This window comes from Devosia sp. LC5 (assembly GCF_000735585.1).
GTDB lineage: Bacteria > Pseudomonadota > Alphaproteobacteria > Rhizobiales > Devosiaceae > Devosia.
This window is the reverse complement of sequence record NZ_JNNO01000001.1, coordinates 291,025-311,064: the sequence shown is the minus strand read 5'-3', so window position 1 is coordinate 311,064 and position 20,040 is coordinate 291,025. Positions and strand designations below refer to the sequence as shown.

The following is a 20,040-nucleotide window of genomic DNA, read 5'->3' as shown; positions in this document are numbered from 1 at the left end:
CGAAACTTGGTTTTTGGCCGCAAAGCGGCCTGTGAGAGCGCCCCTTGTAATGAAGTTGGGCGGCAAATTTCAAGAAGTGTTTGGATTCGGCGGCATATCGGTGCCCCGAGGCTAGGCATGGAAGCCATGAGCGGCGCGCATGCGCCGATGAGAATTCGATGACGCGAGCGGCGATCTATCTCGATCACAATGCCTCGTCTCCGCTTCTGCCCGAAGCGCGGACGGCGCTGCTTGCTGCGCTCGATCTTACTGGCAATCCATCATCCGTGCATGGTCACGGCCGCGCACTGCGCCATATCCTGGACACCGCCCGCGCGCAGGTGGCGGCTCTGGCCGGCGCCGAACACAAGCAGGTGGTTTTTACCAGCTCGGCCACTGAGGCCATCACCCAGGCTATTGTCGGCGGCGCCAAGGTTTTCGGCAGCGACGCTATTATTATTAGTGCGGGCGAGCATGCAGCGGTCGCCAAGGCGGCCGACGCGACTGGCCTGCCGGTGCGGACCATCGGGCTTTTGGCCGATGGCAGCATTGATCTCGATCAACTGGCCGCCATGCTGGCCGACGCCGATGTCAATGGACGCACCTTCCTCGTCGCCTTCCATTGGGTGAATAATGAAACCGGCGTGGTCCAGCCGATCGGGCGGATCAATGCCCTGGTCGGCCCGACGCGTCACACACTGTTCATCGATGCGGTGCAGGCCTTTGGCAAGCTCCCCCTCGAATTTGCCGCCTCGGCACCCGATATGATGGCTATCAGCGGCCACAAGATCGGCGCGCCGGCCGGTATTGGCGCGCTGCTGGTCAAGTCGCATGCCGATGTTGTCCGGCTCATTCCCGGTGGCGGGCAGGAGCAGGGGCGGCGCGGTGGCACTGAACCGGCGGCCCTGATCGCTGCATTCGGCGCGGCTTCGGCGGTTTTTGCGAGCCGCTATGGTGCCGCGGATGTTGCGGGCTTGATTGATCGGCTGGAAGCAGGCTTGAAGGCTATGGCGGACGATGCGGTGATTTTCGGCGTCGAGCGGCTTGGTAATGTCACCAATTTCGCAGTGCCGGGCATCAAGAATACCACGGCCATGATGGGCCTGGACCTGGCGGGGCTTTCCGTCTCCTCGGGTTCGGCCTGTTCGTCCGGCAAGGTCGGCCCCAGCCATGTGCTGGCCGCCATGGGCGTTAAGCCCGAGCTGGCAGAATGCGCCCTGCGGGTCAGCCTCGGCTGGTCCTCGACGGCAGAGGATATCGATGCGTTCCTCGCCGGTTACCAATCCATCCTGTCGCGCCATCGCGCCCGGCAGGGGCAAGCGGCCTGAGGCCGCAACAGTTTTTGACGGCTCGCGGCGACCTTGAATCGCCTGTCGGGCAAATAGGAGAAGCCAATCATGGCGGATTACGACGATATCCCGACGCTCAAGGAAAACATTGATCGCGCCACCGTGGACTCGGTGCGCTCGCTCGATGTCGACAAGTACAAATACGGTTTCGAGACCGATATCGAATCCGACATGGCCCCCAAAGGCCTGAGCGAAGATACCGTCCGCTTCATCTCGGCCAAGAAGAACGAGCCCCAGTGGATGCTCGATTGGCGCCTCGAAGCCTATCGCCGTTGGCTGACCATGAATGAGCCGACCTGGGCCAAGGTGCATTATCCGCAGATCGATCTGCAGGACATGTATTTCTACGCCGCGCCCAAGTCGACGCCGGCGCCCAAGAGCCTGGACGAGGTCGATCCGGCGCTGATCGCCATGTATGACAAGCTGGGCGTGCCGCTCAAGGAGCGTGAAATCCTGGCTGGCGTCGAACGCCCCAAGGTCGCGGTCGATGCGGTAATGGACTCGGTGTCCGTGGTCACCACCTTCCGCGAGGAATTGGCCAAGGTCGGCATCATCTTCTGCTCGATCTCGGAAGCCATCCGCGAGCATTCCGAGCTGGTGCAGAAGTACCTGGCCTCGGTCGTGCCGGTTTCGGACAATTATTATGCGACGCTGAATTCAGCCGTCTTCACCGATGGGTCCTTTGTCTACATCCCCAAGGGCGTGCGTTGCCCGATGGAGTTGTCGACCTATTTCCGCATCAACGAGAAGAAGACCGGCCAGTTCGAGCGCACGCTGATCATCGCCGAAGCTGACTCATACGTGAGCTACCTCGAAGGCTGCACGGCCCCGATGCGCGACGAAAACCAGTTGCACGCCGCAGTGGTCGAGCTGGTTGCGCTCGAAAACGCCGAGATCAAGTATTCCACCGTCCAGAACTGGTATCCCGGCGACAAGGACGGCAAGGGCGGCATCTACAATTTCGTCACCAAGCGCGGCGATTGCCGCGGCGACAATTCCAAGATTTCCTGGACCCAGGTGGAAACCGGTTCGGCCATCACCTGGAAATATCCGAGCTGCATCCTGCGCGGCGATGGTTCGCGTGGCGAATTCTATTCGATCGCCATTTCGAACGGCTACCAGCAGGTCGATAGCGGCACCAAGATGATCCATCTGGGCAAGAACACGTCCAGCCGCATCATCGCCAAGGGTATCGCGGCCGGCTTCTCGGACAATACCTATCGCGGCCAGGTCTCGGCTCACGCCAAGGCCAAGAACGCCCGTAACTTCACCCAGTGCGACAGCTTGCTGATCGGCGACAAATGCGGCGCCCATACGGTGCCCTATATCGAGAGCCGCAACGGTACAGCCGTGTTCGAGCACGAGGCGACCACGTCCAAGATTTCCGATGACCAGATGTTCTATTGCCAGCAGCGCGGCCTCAACGAGGAAGAAGCTGTGGCGCTGATCGTCAACGGCTTCGTGCGCGACGTGCTGCAGCACCTGCCCATGGAATTCATGGTCGAAACGCAGAAGCTGATCTCGATCTCGCTGGAAGGCAGCGTGGGATAATGCGCAGCGGCGATTGGTTCACCGTTATAGCGATTGTGGTGATTGGCGTGAGTGCCATGACTTTCGCGACGACGAACCTGCTGGAGCTGGTGCTCGGCACTCTCGTGTTCTCAATTCTGGCCTTTCAAGTCATCAGACAGAACCGCAAGAAGTAGCCAGTCCTCCGCTTTTACTCATTCGGCGCTTGGCGCCACCGATCTTCGGAGAAATATACTATGACCACCCCAATTCTTGAAATCCGTAACCTGCACGCGCGCATCGAAGATCGTGAAATCCTCAAGGGCGTGAACCTGATCATTCCGCCCGGCCAGGTGCATGCCGTGATGGGCCGCAACGGTTCGGGCAAGTCGACGCTGAGCTATGTGCTCGCCGGCAAGGAAGACTACGAGATCACCGAGGGCGAAGTGCTGCTCGATGGCGAGAACCTGCTGGATATGGAGCCGTCCGAACGCGCTGCTGCCGGCCTGTTCCTGGCCTTCCAGTACCCCATCGAAATCCCCGGCGTCGCTACCATGACCTTCCTCAAGGCTGCGATGAATGCCCAGCGCAAGGCGCGCGGCGAGGGGGAACTCTCGACGCCCGACTTCATGCGTGCGGTCAAGACTGCCGGCACCGATCTGAATATCGACACCGATATGCTGAAGCGTCCGCTCAATGTCGGCTTCTCCGGCGGCGAGAAGAAGCGCGCCGAGGTGCTGCAGATGGCTTTGCTGGCCCCCAAGATGTGCATCCTCGACGAGACCGATTCCGGGCTCGACATCGATGCGCTGCAGGTCGTCTCCAAGGGCGTCAACGCGCTGCGCGCTGCCAATCGTTCCATGCTGGTCATCACCCACTATCAGCGCCTGCTGAACCACATTGTGCCCGACGTGGTGCATGTGTTCTCGGACGGCCGGATCGTGGAAAGCGGCGATAAGGACCTCGCCTTGCAGCTTGAAGCCAAGGGCTATGCCGACTTCGACGGCGCGGCGGCCTGATCATGCGTCAAACCATGCCAGTCCGGCTCAACGCAGCCGAAGAAACCCTGATCGCGCAGCTCAAGAGCGTTGGCGCCGCAGCGGATGCGGAACGCATCAGCGTTGCCGGCCTGCCCACGCGGCGCGTCGAGAGCTATCACTATACCGACCTCAAAATGCTGCTGAAGGCGGTCCCGCCTCTGGCCGAGGCCGCCAATGAGGCCAGCGCACCCGCGCTGCGCGTTGCCGGTGCCTATCAGCTGATGATCGCCAATGGCGTCGTGCAGAGCGGCACCACGGCTCCGGCCGGCGTTATCGTGGGCTCGGCTGAGGGCTCGGCCCTCTCCACCCGCGACGACGTTCTGGTGCATCTCAATACGGCTTTGGTCCGCAACAGCCTGACCCTGACGCTGGAAAACAGCGTCGATCCGGTGATCCAGATCGACCATCGCAGCGAGGGCGAGGCCGCCCATGTGGCTGACTCGGTCAAGGTTTTCGTGGCGGACGGCGCCTCGGCGACGATTCTGGAAACCTTCTCGGGTTCGGACGCCGCCCACGTCAATAACCACGCTACCTATATGGCGCTGGGCAAGGATGCGGTGGTGACCCACATCACGGTCGATCTGTCGGGCCGCGCGAGCTCGCATTTCGCGACCAATGAATATCACCTGGCCGACGGCGCCAAGCTGCGGACGCTCGTGATCCATGCCGGTTCGGGCCTGAGCCGCACGCAGCTCTTCCCGCGCTACGAGGGCGCGGGCGCCCATGGCGACATTACCGGGCTCAACCTGGTGTCGGATGGGCAGCATAACGACATCACGATGGATGCGACCCACGCGGTGCCGCACACCACGTCGCAGCCGCTGTTCAAGTCGATTGCGCGCGGCCACGGCAAGGCAATCGTCCAGGGGCGGCTCGTCGTGGCGCGCGATGCGCAGAAGACCGATGCCAAGTTTATGCATCAGGGCCTGATGCTGTCGGACGAAGCTGAAATCCTCAGCAAGCCCGAGCTCGAAATCTATGCCGACGACGTCGTCTGCGGCCATGGCTCGACCTGCGGCAAGCTCGATGCGGATTCCCTGTTCTATCTGGTCAGCCGCGGCATTCCGAAGGCCGAGGCCGAAACCATGCTGGTGCGCGGTTTCCTTGAGGAACTGGTTGACCCGATTGAGGACGAAGCGCTGGGCGAAGCTCTGCGCAGTGTCATCGACGGCTGGCTGTTGGGGAAGTGACTCCCTGCACCTTTCCCTTGGGGGAGAGGTCGGCGCGTAGCGCCGGGTGAGGGGGCCTTGCCAGACTCGGTGCAGGGGGAAGGCCCCCTCACCCGACCGAAGACGGTCGACCTCTCCCCCAGAGGGAGAGGTAAGGAAGAGAACAAATGACCTTCGATCTCGAAAAAGTCCGCGCTGATTTTCCGATTCTGTCGGAACAGATTCACGGCAATCGGCTGGTCTATCTCGATAGCGGCGCATCGGCCCAGAAGCCGGTGCAGGTGCTGGACCGGATGGATTATGCCTTCCGGCACGAATACGCCAATGTCCACCGGGGCCTGCATACGCTCGCCAACCGCGCGACGGAAGCCTATGAGGGTGGCCGCCATGCAGTGCAGCATTTCCTCAATGCAGGCCGGCCCGAAGAGATCATCTTCACCCGCTCGGCCACCGAGGCGATTAACCTGGTGGCCTCGTCCTTTGCCTGTCCGCGCATCAGCGAAGGCGATGAAATCGTCACCACGATCATGGAGCACCACTCCAATATCGTACCCTGGCATTTCCACCGCGAACGCAAGGGCGCGGTGATCAAATGGGTCGATGTGCGCGACGATGGCAGCTTTGATATCGATGCCTTCGAGGCCGCGCTGACCGATCGCACCCGTATCGTTACAGTTACGCATATGAGCAACGTGCTGGGCACGGTTACGCCGATCAAGGACGTGATCGCCATCGCCCATGCGCGCGGCATTCCCGTGCTGGTCGATGGCAGCCAGGGCGCGGTTCACACCAAGGTTGATGTCCGCGATCTCGATGCCGATTTCTACGTCATGACCGGCCATAAGCTCTATGGCCCCACCGGCATCGGCGTGCTCTATGGCAAGTACGACCTGCTCGCCGAGATGCAGCCCTATCAGGGCGGCGGCGAAATGATCGATGTGGTGACCATGGAAACGGTAACCTATAACGAACCGCCGCATCGCTTCGAGGCCGGCACTCCGCCCATCGTGCAAGCCATCGGGCTGGGTGCGGCGATCAAATATGTGGACGATCTGGGCCGCGACGCCATTGCCGCGCATGAAGCCGATGTGGCCACCTATGCCCATGAACGGCTGAGCCGGATCAATTCGCTGCGCCTGATCGGCACGGCGCCGGGCAAGGGCGGCATTTTCTCTTTCGAGGTCAAGGGCGCCCACGCCCACGACATGGCGACGATTCTGGACCGTTACGGCATTGCCGTGCGTGCCGGCACGCATTGCGCCATGCCATTGCTCAAACGTTTCGGTGTCACCTCTACCTGCCGCGCCTCCTTCGCCCTATATAACGGCAAGGATGACGTGGACGCGCTGGTGGACGGCATCGAACGCGCCCAGAAATTTTTTGCCTGATTGGTATCGCTATGACCGACGAACCTGAAATCGCTCCGGCGCCGACCATTCCCGAGCCCCGCATCACGCCCAATGTTTCCGGCGGACTGCCGGAGGCAGAGGTCGAACGCATCACCACCGACCTGATCGGCGCGCTCAAGACGGTCTATGACCCGGAAATCCCGGTCGACATTTACGAACTTGGCCTGATCTACAAGGTCGATCTGGATGACGATCGCAAGCTGGTCATCGATATGACGCTGACGGCGCCTGGTTGCCCCGTGGCCGGCGAAATGCCCGGCTGGGTCGAGAACGCCGCTCGTGGCGTCGAAGGCATCCAGGACGTGACGGTCAACATGGTGTTCGATCCGCCATGGGACGCCTCCCGCATGAGCGAAGAAGCTCAAGTCGCTTTGAACTGGTGGTAATCTGACGCGTTTTGTCTTATATATCGTGAAACGCCGATAGAAAGTTCGTCCATGGCCTTCAAGATCATGTCGCTGACCGATGCTGCTGCCGAGCGCATCACGGAAATCATCGAAGATTCGGACAAGCCGGTCATCGGCCTGCGCGTCGGCATCAAGAATTCTGGTTGCGCCGGGGTGGCCTACACCATGGATTACGTGACCGAGCCGGTGCAGGGCGATGACCATGTCACCGACAAGGGGGTCAATGTTTATGTGGACCCCAAGGCCACAATGTATCTGCTCGGCACGGTGATGGATTTCGAGCAATCCAAGATGAGCTCGGGCTTTACCTTCACCAATCCGAACCAGACCGGCGCTTGCGGCTGCGGCGAGAGCGTCACGCTCAAGGCTGCTGATCTCAAGGCCATTGCCGACGCCCGCGTTCCCGCCTGATCGTTCGATTGCACCTGACCGATATTTGCCCTAACAGGCGGGAGCAATTTGGCTCCAGCCTCTAGAGTATATCCCCATGATCGGCCTGCCCCCGGCTCTCACCATTGTCCCGCCTAATCATCCGCTGGTGGGCAGGGTTTCGCCTCCGGGCTCCAAATCCATCACCAATCGCGCTCTGCTGCTGGCCGCCCTGGCCAATGGCACGAGCCGGCTTTCCGGTGCGCTCAAGAGCAAGGACACGGTGCTGATGGCTGCTGCCTTGCGGCAGATGGGCGTGACGGTCGAGGAACCCGACGAAACCAGCTTTGTGGTGACCAGCAGCGGCCGGTTGCAACGGCCGGATGGCCCGCTTTTTTTGGGTAATGCCGGTACGGCTACCCGTTTTCTGACGGCTGCGGTCGCGACGGTCGATGGCGAGGTGGTTGTCGACGGCGACGACGAGATGCGCCTGCGCCCCATTGGGCCGCTGGTGGCCGCATTGCAATCGCTGGGTATCGACACCGTCAGCCCAACCGGCTGTCCGCCGGTTACCGTTCGCGGCAAGGGTAGCTTCGGGGAGGGGCGCGTGGAGATCGACGCGGGTCTCTCCAGCCAATATGTGTCGGCCCTGTTGATGGCCGCGCCGTTGGGCGACGGCCCAATTACCGTGGCGTTGAGCGGTAGCGATATCGGCGCCCGCGGCTATGTCGACCTGACGCTGGCCGCCATGCGCAGTTTTGGCGCCGATGTCGAACAGCTCGACGCCGGCTCCTGGCTGGTCCAGCCGACGGGCTACATGGCCACCGATTTCCTCATCGAGCCCGATGCCTCGGCCGCCACCTACCTTTGGGGGGCGGCGGCGCTCACTGGCGGCAAGATCGATCTTGGTGTGGCGGCGGAGGCCTTCACCCAGCCCGACGCCGCCGCCCAGGCGATCATCGCGCAATTCCCCAATATGCCTGCTGTCATCGATGGATCGCAGATGCAGGATGCGGTGCCGACGCTGGCGGTTCTCGCCGCGTTCAACAATTATCCGGTACGTTTCGTCGGGATTGCCAATCTGCGCGTCAAGGAAACCGACCGCATCCGCGCCGTCGCCAACGAGCTTAACCGCATCCTGCCGGGGCTGGGAACGGAGGAGGGGGATGATCTGGTGGTGGCCGCCGATCCCGATCTTCCGGCGCGGCTGTCGGGGCGGAATGCGTTGACCCGCATCCAGACGTATCACGACCACCGCATTGCCATGAGCTTTGCCCTGGCAGGCCTGCGCATTCCTGGCATCACCATCCTTGATCCGGCCTGCACAGGCAAAACCTACCCGGAATACTGGGATATGCTGGCCGGGCTCGGCGTCAAGCTGGAACCGGCCGCCTGATCAGGCGGCCGAAACGCCGTCCTTGGGCCCATGCTGCTCGGCCAGATCGTTCTCGCTGACAACTTTGTTGCGGCCGGCATGCTTGGCGGCATAAAGGCAGCGATCGGCGCGCTCGAGCAGTGAAGAGGGCGTGTCGGATGGGCGGAATGCCGCCACGCCGAACGAAGCGGTGATGCGGCCCAGCTTCTCATTGGTGGAGCGCTTGAGCAATTCCTTGGCCTGAATGGCCCTGCGGACATTCTCGGCGACGATAACCGCGCCTTCGAGGTCCGTCGAAGGCAGGATGGCGACGAATTCTTCCCCGCCATAGCGGGCGGCGAGGTCCTTGCCCTTGATATTGGACTTAATGGTCATGGCGACCAGCCGCAGCACCTGATCGCCGGTCTGGTGGCCATAGGTGTCATTGAAGGTCTTGAAGTGGTCGATGTCGGCGATCAGCAGACAGAGTGGCTGGCGGCCGCTAAGGGCCTCGGCAACGGCTGTTTCCAGGCCTTCATCGAAGCTCTTGCGATTGGCGATCTTGGTCAGCGGATCGAGACGCGATTCCCGCCGCACATCGTCCAGGTCGCGCTGCAGCGCCGCAATATCGTCGCGCGATGCCTCGAGCTTCTGTTCCAACGCCCGATTGGTATCCTGCATAACATGAGTTTCCAGCAGCAGCCGATTGGCCAGCGATTGCAGGGCCTCGGTGGAAATTTCCTGTTCGAGATCCCGGCTGGCTGACTGCAGCGAGCCGGAATAGGCGCTCGCCGTCGTCATGGCAGTGTCGATGGCATCATGCACCGCTTCTATGCGGGCATGCATGCGTTCGGAAACGTCGGTAATGCGGTCGTTGACGTCGGACTTGAGGAATTCGTTGTAAAGCGCCTCCGCCAGATCCAGGGAGGGGGAATGCCCCTCCCGGAAAATGGCGTTGATCCGGCTGTTCAGGGACGGATTGACGCCCGTGGCATAGGTGTAAAGCAGTTCATAGAACTGCGGATAGGGCGGAATTCCACTGCGCTTGAGCAGATCGAAAGCGGCATTGGCGTAGCCAAGCGCTCGTTTGAATTCCTGTCCGGACACCGCTTCCCTCGCGTCCCGTTGCACTCATCCGGCGTTTCTCGTCCCAGAAACCGAATCTATACGGATAGATACAGGTCCCATCGCGCTAAGTACAAGTGCAAGATCGCTTTTTACTGCGTCCTATACAGTCAACCGCCGTACTGATCAGGACGCGGTGCGTGTCGACCGCAATAGAAACGCTGGCACCGGACCATCATTGCCGAAGGGCGAGCTTGAATCGATGCCCGATTCGTCCATTTTCGGTTCCGCCGGACGGCGATTGCGTCCGCGCGGGGGCCGAGCCTCTTCATTGCGCGAAGGCTTGGCTTCCTCGCTTTGCGACGGCTTTGGAGGCTGGCTGCTGGAGGTTTCCGGCTGAGCTTCGGCCGGAGGCCGACGGCGCGAGCGAGACGCGGGCTTGGGTTCTGCAGGAACGGGAGCGGGAGTTGGCTCGGCGCTTTCCATCTTTTCCGGGCTTGCCGCGGCCTTTTCGGCAACGGGGCGCGGTCCGCCGCGGCGCGAACGGGCCGGGCGCTTGGGCTTGCTCTCCTCGCCGGCTTCGGTCGTCTCCGCCGGGGCAGGGGCGGCGCCAGTGGTTTCCAGATATTCGATGGGCTTCTGGATCAGCTTGATGATGGCATCGAGATGCTTGCCGTCGGCGGGGGCCACCAGCGTATAGGCGACGCCCGAACGGCCAGCGCGGCCGGTGCGGCCGATGCGGTGCACATAATCTTCGGCATGCACGGGCACGTCGAAATTGAACACATGGCTCACAGCAGGAATATCGAGACCGCGTGCGGCCACGTCACTGGCGACCATCAGCGTCAGCCGGTTGGCGCGGAATGCATCGAGCGTTTCGGTGCGGCTCTTCTGGTCCATGTCGCCGTGCAACGCGCCCACGCTATAACCGTGCCGCTCCAGCGAGCGGGCGAGGGTGGCCACATCGCGCTTGCGATTGCAGAAGATGATGGCGTTGGTCAGCCCGGTGGCCGCGTCAATGCGGGCGCGCAGAGCGGCACGCTTGTCTTCGGGTTTGGACGACACCTTGACCAGCTTCTGGTCGATCGTGTCGGCGGTCGAATTCTGTCGCGCCACTTCCAGCTTGATCGGATCGCGCAGGAACTGGTTGACCAGCTTCTGCACTTCGGGCGGCATGGTGGCCGAGAACAGCAGGGTCTGCCGGCGGGCCGGCAAGAGGCTGCAGATCTTCTTGATGTCGTCGATAAAGCCCATGTCCAGCATGCGGTCGGCTTCGTCGATCACGAGGATGTCGACGCCGGTCAGCAGGATGCGGCCGCGGCCGAACAGGTCGAGCATGCGGCCGGGCGTCGCGATCAACACGTCAACGCCGCGATCCAGCTTCTTGATCTGGTCGTCAAACGACACGCCACCGATCAACAGCGCCATGTTCAGCTTATGGTTCTTGCCATATTTCTCGAAGTTCTCGGCAACCTGCGCCGCGAGTTCGCGCGTCGGTTCGAGAATGAGCGTGCGAGGCATGCGCGCACGGGCGCGGCCGCTTTCCAGCAGCGTCAGCATCGGCAGCACGAAGGACGCAGTCTTGCCGGTCCCGGTCTGGGCGATGCCGATAATGTCCTTCTTCTGCAGGACATGGGGAATGGCCTGCGCCTGGATTTCAGTAGGCGTCGTGTAACCCGCGGCGATCACTGCCTCGGTTACCTTGCTCGAAAGGCCCAGCCCGGAAAATTCGTCGGTCAAATTCAGTCGTTCCACTCAAAGCTGTTGCCCGATGCAGGATCCGCTCGAAACATTCAAGGCGGCGCACCGGGAAGAAAGCCGCAAACGACGCAGGCATGATGCCGCGGTTTGCGTCAGCGGCGGACTGGAAAGGCAATCACACAAACAGTCCGCATACGGGAGGTGGCCACGAAAGCGAGAGCAACACGTGCTGGTCGACAGAGTGGCCCTGGGGCACCTTCAGCAAAGGCGGACTGTGTCCAATAAAACCAGCCGTCAAGCCGGAAATGCTCCAGCGGCGCGGACCATAGCGCAAAGGCCTTTCAAGTCAACGGCCTTGCAAGATTTAACATTAACTGCGGCGCAGATGGTCAAGATAAGTCGAGATTCACATCAGTGTGAGGCTCGAGCCGCCTAGATATCGAGGTCCGTAACAAAGGCGGCGTTTTCCTGGATGAAGTCGAACCGCGCTTCCGGCCGGTTGCCCATCAGGCGATCGACGCTGATCTTGGTGGCATCCAGTTCGTCCAGAATCTTGACCTGCAGCAGGGTCCGCGACTTGGGGGACATGGTCGTTTCGCGCAGATGCGCATAAGGCATTTCACCCAGGCCCTTGAAGCGGGTGATGTCGACCTTGCCCTTGCCGGTGAACTCGGTGGCCATCAGCTCGTCCTTATGCGCGTCGTCGCGGGCATAGAGCGTCTTGGGCCCCTGCGAAATGCGGTAAAGCGGAGGCAATGCAAGGAACAGGTGCCCGCCATCGATGAGCTTGGGCATTTCCTGGAAGAAGAAGGTCATCAGCAGCGAAGCGATATGGGCGCCGTCCACGTCGGCATCGGTCATGATAATGATCTTGTCGTAGCGCAGATCATCCTCGCGATAGCGATCGCGCGTGCCGCAGCCCAGGGCCTGGATCATGTCGGCGATCAGCTGGCTGGCCGCCATCTTTTCACGGCTGGCTCCCGCCACGTTGAGAATCTTGCCGCGCAGCGGCAGCACGGCCTGGCTGGCGCGGTTGCGCGCCTGCTTGGCCGAGCCACCGGCCGAGTCACCTTCGACGATGAACAGTTCCGCGCCCTGTGCCGCGCCCTGGGTGCAATCGGCCAGCTTGCCCGGCAGCCGCAATTTGCGGGTGGCACTGGCGCGGTCGATTTCTTTTTCCTTGCGGCGGCGGAGGCGTTCTTCGGCCCGCTCTACCGCCCAGTCCATCAGCTTGCCGGCCTGGTTGGGCGAGGCGGCCAGCCAGTGGTCGAACGCGTCGCGCAAAGCCGTATCGACAATGCGGGTCGCTTCGCCCGAAGCCAGCTTGTCCTTGGTTTGACCCACAAATTCGGGTTCGCGCACGAAGACCGAGAGCATGGCGCTGCAGTGGGCGAACACATCTTCCGCCGTCAGGATGGCGGCAGCCTTGTTCTTGGTCAGCTCGGCATAGTTCTTGAGGCCGCGCAGCACCGCGGTGCGCAGGCCGGTTTCATGCGTGCCGCCATCGGGGGTGGGCACGGTATTGCAATAGGAGGAGACCCCGCCATCGCCCAGCGTCCAGGCGATTGCCCATTCCACCGCGCCATGCGAGCCGGCCTTGCCGCTGCTGCCCGAGAAAATGTCGTCTACAATGCGGGTTTCCCCGTCGATCCGCGCGGTCATGAAGTCGCGCAGCCCATCGGGATAGTGAAACACCGCCTTGGCCGGGGCTTCCTCGGTCGCCAGGCTCTCGTCGCAGCTCCAGCGCAGTTCGACGCCGCCGAACAGATAGGCCTTGGCCCGCGTCATCTTGAACAGGCGAGCAGCCGAGAATTTGGCCGTGTCACCAAAGATTTGCGGATCGGGGCGGAAGCGGGTGGTGGTCCCGCGGCGATTGTTGACGCGGCCAAGCGCGACGATGTCACCCTGCGGAATGCCGCGCGAGAACGTCATGCGGTAAAGCTGCTGCTCGCGCGCGACTTCCACGACCATGTCGTCCGACAGCGCATTGACCACCGAAACGCCCACGCCATGCAGACCGCCGGAGGTTTCATAGGCCTTGGAATCGAACTTCCCGCCGGCATGCAGCACGGTGTGGACGATTTCCAAGGTGGAGCGGCCGGGAAATTTGGGGTGTTTTTCGACCGGGATGCCGCGGCCATTGTCCGAAACGGTGATGTAGCCGTCTTCGCCGAAATGCACTTCGATGCGGCTGGCATGACCGGCAATGGCTTCGTCCATCGAATTGTCGATGACTTCGGCGAACAGGTGATGCAGCGCATTGATATCGGTGCCGCCGATATACATGCCCGGCCGGCGGCGGACGGGCTCAAGCCCTTCCAAAACCTCGATATCTGCGGCCGAATAGCTTCCCGCTACCGCTGGAGCGGCGGACTTGGGCGCCTCGGGTTTTGCCCGTGGGCGTTCGGGTTCGATGGGGCCGCCGAAAAGGTCGTCTGCCTGAGACAATGCATTATCCGTATTAAAGCCCGAATCGGGCGATTCCGCCTTTTAACATATCTGATCCCGGGCGCACGCTCGCGCCAGATCGGCGCCTGTGCCTTGCAATTTCCACATGTCTGAACGGATTATGAACGGCGAGTTCGGTGCCGGTTCAGCGCAGCCCGCCTATGGCGGGTCCGCTGGCACAATCGCCGCGACCGCAGCCGGGAGATGGCCATGCGCAAGATCGGGTTAGTCCTGTTTTCTGTCCTATTCATGGCCAGCGGCCTGACAGGCGCCGCCACCGCTCAGCCCTCATTCAGCTTCGGCATTCATTTCGGCGATGAGCGGGAAGACTTCTTCCATGGCCGGGTGATCTGCCAGACCGACCGGCAGATCCGCAATACGATCGCCGCCGCCGGCTATACCGATATCTCGCTCAACGTGCCCAATGACGGGCTGATCAAGGTGCGCGCCACCCAGGGCGGCTGGGTCTATCAGCTCAATTACAACTATTGCCGCGCCTATATCAAAGAACGCATGCGCCTGCGCCCGGCGGGTTGAACAGCATATCGGCACAAAACCGTCCCAAGATCGGGCGTCGTATTTACGTTCCGTTTGCTTCTTGAAAGCACTTTCTTAAACGCCCGCTGCTAAAATAGTGGACATACGGTTTTTGTTTGGAGTTGCCGTATGCGGGCCGGTTGGGATCGTCGTTCTGCGTATCAAGCGAACCCTTTTGGCTCATTTCTCGGCGTTTGGCCGCATGCCGGATCAGGTATTGCGTACCGGCTGGCCAAGCTGTCCGTCCCGCGTTTTGGGGCGCTGACCATAGTTTCCGCCTTGTTCTACCTCATCTGACCGTCGCGAATTGATTTTCGCGGCGGCCGGGGCTATTGCTGCGTCATTGATCAACACCAGCGCGGAGGAGGGCTGCATGAGATTTTCGTTCGGGCATCGTCAGCGCGGCCCCGTCCCGGCCCTGTGGCACAAGCTGCAGGGCTGACCAGCGACTGGTACCGACACTTCTTCCTGTCTCCCATTCTGGTTTGCCCTTCCTGGCGGCGCATTGATTGCAGCCGCGAAGTGAATGCAAAGGCGCGCGAATACGGCGCCAGACCAGTGAGACGAAAATGGGCTCGATCAGCCTCCGCAATGCCGGCCTAACGGCGACCGACACACTCTTCAGCAAACTCGATATCGTCATCGCCGAAGGCGACCGCGTGGGCCTGGTTGCCGGCAATGGCAAGGGCAAGACCACGCTGCTGCGCGCCATAGCCGGCAGAGGCGAACTCACTGAAGGCGAAATCGTCTGCTCGCGCGGCCTGCGCATCGGCTATGTCGAACAGGATGTGCCGCAAAACATGCTGCATGTATCTCTCTACGACGCCGTGCTTGCGGTGCTGCCCGAGGCCGACCGCGCCAGCGATTCCTGGCGGGTCGATGTGGTGCTGGTCGATCTCGAAGTGCCCGACGATCTCTGGCAAAAACCGGTGCGGGAGCTGAGCGGGGGCTGGCAGCGCATTGCGCTGATCGCCCGGTGCTGGATTGCCGAGCCCGACGCCCTGCTGCTCGATGAGCCCACCAACCACCTTGATCTGGGCAAGTTGCTGCTGCTGGAAAACTGGCTGGAGCGGGCGGCTCGCAATATCCCGGTTATCATTGCCAGCCACGATCGGGCGTTTCTCGATGCCACCACCAACCGCACGCTATTCCTGCGGCCCGGCAATTCGGCCTATTTCCCACTGCCCTATGGCAAGGCCCGGATCGCGCTCGATGAGCTGGACGCGGCGGCCGAACTCAAGCGCGAGCGCGATCTCAAGGAGGTCGACCGGCTGCGGCGGCAGGCGGCCAAGCTGACCAATATCGGTATCAATTCGGGCAGCGACCTTTTGACGGTCAAATCCAAATATCTGCGCGAGCGCGCCAGCAAGATAGAGGACAATCTCAACGAGCTGCACAAGGAGCGCTCGGGCGACATCAAGCTGAGCAATAGCGGCGCGCAGGCACGCGTACTTCTGGCGGTCGAGAATTTCGACGTGACCACGCCCGATGGCCGCAAGCTGTTCCGTATCGACAAGCTGCATATCTTCCAAGGCGACCGCGTGGTGTTGCTGGGGCGCAATGGCACGGGCAAGTCGCAATTGATGGGGCATCTGCATCGCGCCATGACGGGGCAGGAGGTGCCCGGCATCCGCGTCAGTCCGCAGCTCAATGTGGGCTATGTCGATCAGGCCATGTCGCAATTGCCCGACAGGCTCTCCCCGCTCGCCTTCATCACCGGCCGGTTCGACAATGGTGATCAGCGCAGCAAGAGCCTGCTGGCCGCCGCCGGATTCCCGGTGGAAAAGCAGGACAAGCCTATCAGCACGCTATCCTTCGGCCAGCGGACCCGACTGGGCCTGCTCGCGCTACGGCTGAGCCAGCCCAATTTCTATCTGCTGGACGAGCCCACCAACCATGTCGACATTGCAGGGCAGGAGCAGTTGGAAAGCGAAATCCTGGCCCATGGCGCGACCTGTATCCTGGTGTCGCACGACCGCAGCTTTGTGCGGGCGCTGGGGAGCCGGTTCTTGCAGATCGACGGAAAGCGACTGAAGGAAGTGGATGATCCGGAAGGGTTTTTCGCGGCAACGGTGGCGGGGTAGGCGTTGCACAGGGGGCGGAAAGGCGAAGACGCATAGCGGTTCGTTTTCCTCCCTCTTGCACTTTCCCGTGCGCAATGGCTTGCTTGGCTCCGATAGGAGTCTTCGTCAGGCTCCCTGAGGAGCCATCATGATCGATCCCGCAATCATCCTGCCTTACGTCCTGGCCTGCTTGCTGTTCTCCATCATTCCCGGACCCTCAGTGTCAGTGGTTATCGCCAATTCGCTGGCCAGCGGCACGAGGGCAGGGCTGTTCACTATTCTCGGCACCGAATTGGGCATGTTCAGCATGGTCTTTATCGTGGCCATTGGCCTCGAAGCCGTGATGAGCGTCGTCTCTGGCGCCTTTGAAATCATCAAGATTGTCGGTGCCGCCTATCTGATCTGGATCGGCTGGAAAATGTTCCGCTCCTCCGGACAGCTGAGTTTCGCCGATGGTGCCCGCCTGCCGATCGGCCGCTATATGTGGCAGGGCGTCCTGACCAATTGGTCCAATCCCAAGACCCTGCTGTTCCTCAGCGCCTTCCTGCCGCAATTCATCGATGTGAGCCGCCCCGCTTTCGGCCAGATCATGATCCTGGGCCTGATCGTCATGGCCGTCGCCACCGCCAGCGACTGCATCTATGCCGTCGCTGCAGGCCAGGCCCGCCACCTGCTGACCGCTGCCCGGGTGCGGCTGGTCAATCGCGTCTCCGGCGCCATCCTGATGGCCGGCGGCGTATGGCTCGCCCTGCAAAAACGCGCCTGATGCCGGATGGTAAGCCGGCCGGCTATGGCTCGCTCCTGGCCTTGCCGGCGCCGCGCCGGCTGGCTCTGGCAAGCGTGCCAGCCGATTTCGCCGATTGGCTGGATTATGCCGCGGTGGTGGCGCTGCTGGTCTTCGCCTGGGGCGAGGGGCCTTTCGTCATGGCTCTGTTTGCCCTGGCATTGACGCTGCCCTATGTGACCGCCGGGCCGCTGCTATCGATGATCGTTGACCGCTCGCCGCTCGGTCGCGTCCTCTTCCTGAGCAATCTGGGCCGGGGCCTCGCTACATTCGCTCTGCTGTTTGCCCCGAACACCGCCATGGTGCTGATCGTGGTTTTCCTGCGCGGCTGCGTAGATTCCGCGTTCAACCCGGCCCGCCAGGCCGCTATCCAGGCCACGACGCCGCCGGACCTGCTCGCCGCGGCCAATGGCCTGCATCAGGCCATCAACCAGACATCCAAGATTGCCGGGCCGGCGCTGGGCGGGTTGTTGCTGGCCTTCATGCCAGCCCAGGGCGTGTTCGGCGTCAATGCTGTCCTCTCGCTCCTAGCCGCCGCCATTGTGCTGAGCGTCAGCTTGCCGGCGCGGGCGCCCACCGGACCATCTGCCGATTTCCGCACCGAATTTCTGGCCGGTGCCGCCGAATTCCGCCGCAGCCGGCTGCTGCTGGCGGCCCTGGTTTTTTCCGCCATCGCCTATTTCGCGTTCTTTCTATACGACACGCTGATCGCGCTGCTGGCCGACGAATTCGGCTATGGCGCTGCTGCCTTCGGTTTTTCCATCGCGGCCTCCGGGGCCGGCGGTCTGCTGGGGGCCGTGCTGGCCGGGCGGCTGACGGCGAGAAACCCAGTGGGTGGCATGATCATGGGGGCGGTCGTGGCCGGGGCGATCGCCAGCGTCATTGCCGTCACCGCCATATTGGGCTTCAAGCCACCCGTCCTGCTGTTCTTCATCGCCATGGCCATTGCGGCGGGTTCCACTACCTTCATGCTGGTGCCCTACCGCACCATCGTGCAGGCCGAGGCCCCGCCTGATCGCATCGCCCGCGTCTTCGCTGCTGGCGAAGCCGTCACCATGGCCGTTATGCTGTCGGCTCCGTTCATCGGCAGCATAATTGCTACCGCCTACGGCACCGGCATGGCCTTCCTGGCGGGTGGGGTCTTGCTGCTGGTGCTGGCATTGGCAGCCCTCATCGTGCAGCGCGCTGGCGCTATTCGATGAGAATTCTGGACCTGAACGACGCGCCCGAACTCAAACCCATCGTCGCCGACCGAATCTGGCAGGCATTTTGGCGCCCGTACGGCGCCGCGCTCACCGATGTCGAAACGGCCCTGGCCGAGGTTCTGGCGGGCGGATCATTTCCCTTCAGTCTTGTCGCGACCGACGGCGACCAGTTCACCGGCACCGTGACCGCCATAGAATCCGACCTCGCCGCCCGCCCGCTGCTCTCGCCCTGGATCGCGGCCCTCTGGGTCGAGCCCGATCGGCGCGGGCAGGGGATTGCCGAGGCGCTGGTCAATGCCGCCACAGCCAAGCTCTTCGGGCGAGGCATGTCGCCCGTCTATCTCTGCGCCAAGCGCCATATGCGCGGCTTCTATCAGCGCCTCAATTGGGGCCTGATCGAGCAGGATGTCGGCCCCGACGCCCTCGATGTCTTTACGCTCTATGCGGTTCCGCGCTTGCATTCAGTGATCAACCCATGACACAAACCGCGCCAAACAGGGGGAGGGCCCAATGACCAAGCTCGTCGGATTTTATCCCGGCTCGTTCGATCCTTTGACCAATGGGCATCTCGATGTCATCGAGCGCGCCTGCAAACTGGTCGATACGCTCGTCGTGGCCGTCGGCATCAATGCGGGCAAGAAGACGCCGCTCTTTGCCCATTCCGACCGGCTCGAAATTCTCGAGCAAGTGCTCGGCCCGGTCGGCAAGCGCACCGATACCGAATTCAAAATCGTCGATTTCTCTGGCCTGATGGTCAATGCGGCGCGCGAACATGGCGCCAAGCTGATCATTCGGGGCCTGCGCGACACCACAGACTATAATTATGAAATGCAGATGGTGGGCATGAACGCCCAGATGGCGCCCGACCTGCAGACCGTGTTTCTGCCATCCAGCCCGCCAGTGCGGCATATCTCGGCCACATTGGTACGCCAGATCGCCGAAATGGGCGGCGACATCTCCGCCTTTGTCCCGCAAATCGTACTCAAGGCCCTGAAATCCAAATGATCGCCTTTACCCGCCGCTTTGCCCTGGTAGCCGCCGCCGTGCTGGCCGCCACCTTCGCCGCTCCCGCCTTCGCCCAGACCGGTACGCCCCATCTGATCCTCACGCTTGAAGGTGGCGACGTCGATATCGAGCTACTGCCCGCGCTGGCCCCCAAGCATGTCGAGCGCATCGTGACCCTCACCAATGAGGGCTTCTATAATGGCGTGGTCTTCCATCGCGTGATCGATGGTTTCATGGCCCAGACGGGCGACCCGACCGGCACCGGCATGGGCGGGTCGGAACTCCCCGATCTGGCCGCTGAATTCACCGACACGGAGAGCTTCCAGCGCGGTGTGCTCGGCATGGCCCGTGCGCAGGACCCGAACTCGGCCAATTCGCAATTCTTCATCACCTATGCCGATGCCAGCTTCCTGGATGGCCAATATACCATCTTCGGCAAGGTCGTTTCGGGCATGGAATATGTCGATGCGCTGCCCAAGGGTACCGATCAGTCCGGCATGGTCCAGAACCCCGGCAAGATCGTCTCCGCCAAGATCGAATATAAGTAGGACAGTGCCGCGACCCGCTCGGGTTGCGTCAAACGCCAACATTCCTTACATGCGGGGCCAAGGCTTCCGACAAGCCTCCCCCAACACGAAAGTTGCAGA

The 20,040-nt window shown here is 62.0% G+C and carries 19 protein-coding genes; 16 read left to right on the top strand and 3 right to left on the bottom strand.

Annotation, left to right across the window (positions count from 1 at the left end; translation table 11 throughout):
* Positions 1 to 158: 158 nt before the first annotated feature.
* The 9 genes from FF80_RS01485 (at position 159) to aroA (ending at position 8,627) form a co-directional block, all read left to right on the top strand.
* Entirely contained in the window at positions 159 to 1,307 is a 1,149-nt protein-coding gene (locus FF80_RS01485) for an aminotransferase class V-fold PLP-dependent enzyme (RefSeq protein WP_035096955.1), read from the top strand.
* Positions 1,308 to 1,376: 69 nt separating this feature from the next.
* Positions 1,377 to 2,879, top strand: coding sequence for a Fe-S cluster assembly protein SufB (gene sufB, locus FF80_RS01480; protein ID WP_113120291.1), 1,503 nt, complete (start codon positions 1,377 to 1,379; stop codon positions 2,877 to 2,879).
* On the top strand, positions 2,879 to 3,034 hold the full coding sequence (locus FF80_RS21780) for a hypothetical protein (RefSeq protein WP_160172774.1): 156 nt from the start codon (positions 2,879 to 2,881) through the stop codon (positions 3,032 to 3,034). The genes sufB and FF80_RS21780 overlap by 1 nt, the downstream gene beginning before the upstream one ends.
* A gap of 72 nt (positions 3,035 to 3,106) precedes the next feature.
* A complete protein-coding gene (gene sufC, locus FF80_RS01475) occupies positions 3,107 to 3,856 on the top strand; it encodes a Fe-S cluster assembly ATPase SufC (RefSeq protein ID WP_035097067.1) in 750 nt (249 codons plus the stop codon).
* 2 nt (positions 3,857 to 3,858) lie between these two features.
* A complete protein-coding gene (gene sufD, locus FF80_RS01470; RefSeq protein WP_052153039.1) occupies positions 3,859 to 5,067 on the top strand; it encodes a Fe-S cluster assembly protein SufD in 1,209 nt (402 codons plus the stop codon).
* A 146-nt stretch (positions 5,068 to 5,213) separates the two neighbouring features.
* Complete coding sequence (locus FF80_RS01465) at positions 5,214 to 6,434, top strand: cysteine desulfurase (protein WP_035096954.1); 1,221 nt, start codon at positions 5,214 to 5,216, stop codon at positions 6,432 to 6,434.
* 11 nt (positions 6,435 to 6,445) lie between these two features.
* Complete coding sequence (locus FF80_RS01460) at positions 6,446 to 6,841, top strand: SUF system Fe-S cluster assembly protein (protein WP_035096953.1); 396 nt, start codon at positions 6,446 to 6,448, stop codon at positions 6,839 to 6,841.
* Positions 6,842 to 6,892: 51 nt separating this feature from the next.
* Positions 6,893 to 7,273, top strand: coding sequence for an iron-sulfur cluster assembly accessory protein (locus tag FF80_RS01455; protein ID WP_035096951.1), 381 nt, complete (start codon positions 6,893 to 6,895; stop codon positions 7,271 to 7,273).
* Between the two features lie 76 nt (positions 7,274 to 7,349).
* Entirely contained in the window at positions 7,350 to 8,627 is a 1,278-nt protein-coding gene (aroA, locus tag FF80_RS01450; protein ID WP_035096949.1) for a 3-phosphoshikimate 1-carboxyvinyltransferase, read from the top strand.
* Here the strand turns inward: aroA and FF80_RS01445 are convergent, their stop codons facing one another.
* The 3 genes from FF80_RS01445 to parE form a co-directional block, all read right to left on the bottom strand.
* The gene (locus tag FF80_RS01445; protein WP_035096947.1) at positions 8,628 to 9,692 is read right to left on the bottom strand and encodes a GGDEF domain-containing protein; all 1,065 of its coding nucleotides are present in this window, start codon (positions 9,690 to 9,692) and stop codon (positions 8,628 to 8,630) included.
* Positions 9,693 to 9,836: 144 nt separating this feature from the next.
* Entirely contained in the window at positions 9,837 to 11,390 is a 1,554-nt protein-coding gene (locus FF80_RS01440; protein WP_035096945.1) for a DEAD/DEAH box helicase, read from the bottom strand.
* Positions 11,391 to 11,783: 393 nt separating this feature from the next.
* Positions 11,784 to 13,799 (bottom strand): DNA topoisomerase IV subunit B, encoded by a 2,016-nt coding sequence (gene parE, locus FF80_RS01435; RefSeq protein WP_035096943.1) that lies wholly within the window; start codon positions 13,797 to 13,799, stop codon positions 11,784 to 11,786.
* A 210-nt stretch (positions 13,800 to 14,009) separates the two neighbouring features.
* Between parE and FF80_RS01430 the strand changes: the two genes are divergently transcribed.
* From FF80_RS01430 to FF80_RS01400, 7 genes are all read left to right on the top strand, one after another.
* Positions 14,010 to 14,336 carry a hypothetical protein gene (locus FF80_RS01430; protein WP_035096942.1) on the top strand — a complete coding sequence of 109 codons (327 nt, stop codon included), beginning with the start codon at positions 14,010 to 14,012 and terminating at the stop codon, positions 14,334 to 14,336.
* Positions 14,337 to 14,905: 569 nt separating this feature from the next.
* Positions 14,906 to 16,420, top strand: a complete 1,515-nt coding sequence (locus tag FF80_RS01425) for an ABC-F family ATP-binding cassette domain-containing protein (RefSeq protein WP_035096939.1) — start codon at positions 14,906 to 14,908, stop codon at positions 16,418 to 16,420.
* Between the two features lie 127 nt (positions 16,421 to 16,547).
* Positions 16,548 to 17,165: a LysE family translocator gene (locus tag FF80_RS01420; RefSeq protein ID WP_035096937.1), complete on the top strand. Its 618-nt coding sequence runs from the start codon at positions 16,548 to 16,550 to the stop codon at positions 17,163 to 17,165.
* Positions 17,165 to 18,385, top strand: coding sequence for an MFS transporter (locus FF80_RS01415; RefSeq protein ID WP_035096936.1), 1,221 nt, complete (start codon positions 17,165 to 17,167; stop codon positions 18,383 to 18,385). The genes FF80_RS01420 and FF80_RS01415 overlap by 1 nt, the downstream gene beginning before the upstream one ends.
* Positions 18,382 to 18,867, top strand: coding sequence for a GNAT family N-acetyltransferase (locus FF80_RS01410; protein WP_052153038.1), 486 nt, complete (start codon positions 18,382 to 18,384; stop codon positions 18,865 to 18,867). The genes FF80_RS01415 and FF80_RS01410 overlap by 4 nt, the downstream gene beginning before the upstream one ends.
* Before the next feature lie 31 nt (positions 18,868 to 18,898).
* Positions 18,899 to 19,393 carry a pantetheine-phosphate adenylyltransferase gene (coaD, locus tag FF80_RS01405; protein ID WP_035096935.1) on the top strand — a complete coding sequence of 165 codons (495 nt, stop codon included), beginning with the start codon at positions 18,899 to 18,901 and terminating at the stop codon, positions 19,391 to 19,393.
* A complete protein-coding gene (locus FF80_RS01400; protein ID WP_081917144.1) occupies positions 19,390 to 19,941 on the top strand; it encodes a peptidylprolyl isomerase in 552 nt (183 codons plus the stop codon). Before coaD ends, FF80_RS01400 begins: the two co-directional genes overlap by 4 nt.
* Positions 19,942 to 20,040: the final 99 nt, after the last annotated feature.

Excerpts from the sequence above, each read along its gene's own strand:
- FF80_RS01485 (WP_035096955.1), top strand. The coding sequence starts at position 159 with ATGACGCGAGCGGCGATCTATCTCGATCACAATGCCTCGTCTCCGCTT.
- sufB (WP_113120291.1), top strand. The coding sequence starts at position 1,377 with ATGGCGGATTACGACGATATCCCGACGCTCAAGGAAAACATTGATCGC.
- FF80_RS21780 (WP_160172774.1), top strand. The coding sequence starts at position 2,879 with ATGCGCAGCGGCGATTGGTTCACCGTTATAGCGATTGTGGTGATTGGC.
- sufD (WP_052153039.1), top strand. The coding sequence starts at position 3,859 with ATGCGTCAAACCATGCCAGTCCGGCTCAACGCAGCCGAAGAAACCCTG.
- FF80_RS01465 (WP_035096954.1), top strand. The coding sequence starts at position 5,214 with ATGACCTTCGATCTCGAAAAAGTCCGCGCTGATTTTCCGATTCTGTCG.
- FF80_RS01460 (WP_035096953.1), top strand. The coding sequence starts at position 6,446 with ATGACCGACGAACCTGAAATCGCTCCGGCGCCGACCATTCCCGAGCCC.
- FF80_RS01455 (WP_035096951.1), top strand. The coding sequence starts at position 6,893 with ATGGCCTTCAAGATCATGTCGCTGACCGATGCTGCTGCCGAGCGCATC.
- aroA (WP_035096949.1), top strand. The coding sequence starts at position 7,350 with ATGATCGGCCTGCCCCCGGCTCTCACCATTGTCCCGCCTAATCATCCG.
- FF80_RS01430 (WP_035096942.1), top strand. The coding sequence starts at position 14,010 with ATGCGCAAGATCGGGTTAGTCCTGTTTTCTGTCCTATTCATGGCCAGC.
- FF80_RS01425 (WP_035096939.1), top strand. The coding sequence starts at position 14,906 with ATGGGCTCGATCAGCCTCCGCAATGCCGGCCTAACGGCGACCGACACA.
- FF80_RS01420 (WP_035096937.1), top strand. The coding sequence starts at position 16,548 with ATGATCGATCCCGCAATCATCCTGCCTTACGTCCTGGCCTGCTTGCTG.
- FF80_RS01415 (WP_035096936.1), top strand. The coding sequence starts at position 17,165 with ATGCCGGATGGTAAGCCGGCCGGCTATGGCTCGCTCCTGGCCTTGCCG.
- FF80_RS01410 (WP_052153038.1), top strand. The coding sequence starts at position 18,382 with ATGAGAATTCTGGACCTGAACGACGCGCCCGAACTCAAACCCATCGTC.
- coaD (WP_035096935.1), top strand. The coding sequence starts at position 18,899 with ATGACCAAGCTCGTCGGATTTTATCCCGGCTCGTTCGATCCTTTGACC.
- FF80_RS01400 (WP_081917144.1), top strand. The coding sequence starts at position 19,390 with ATGATCGCCTTTACCCGCCGCTTTGCCCTGGTAGCCGCCGCCGTGCTG.